Genomic DNA, 259 nt, shown 5'->3' with positions numbered 1-259 from the left:
ATTTGGCATTTAATGATTCGCGGTCAAAACCAGCGATTTTCTTATAGCGATTTGCAATTTCTTCAAGTTCTGCGTATGAAATGACATCGTCTAAGTTATCAAAGCCATTTGGTGCACGTTCTTCTACAATCTGCATCACCACTTCTGGACCGTTTTGACGATTCGTTAACACAATGTTCGCTGTTGCTTCTCGTCGCAGAGCTTCATATGCTTTTAATGTCGATTCCGCATCCTGTTGTTCTGCAATCACTTGTCCAAG

The 259-nt window shown here is 41.3% G+C and carries 1 pseudogene; it reads right to left on the bottom strand.

Annotated features, from left to right (window positions below):
• A pseudogene (locus SB749_RS19965) lies at positions 1-259 on the bottom strand (flavin-dependent oxidoreductase); the annotation flags it as partial.

It is taken from the genome of Brevibacterium sp. SIMBA_078 (assembly GCF_046534565.1).
GTDB lineage: Bacteria > Actinomycetota > Actinomycetes > Actinomycetales > Brevibacteriaceae > Brevibacterium.
This window is presented reverse-complemented; position numbering and strand designations above follow the sequence as displayed.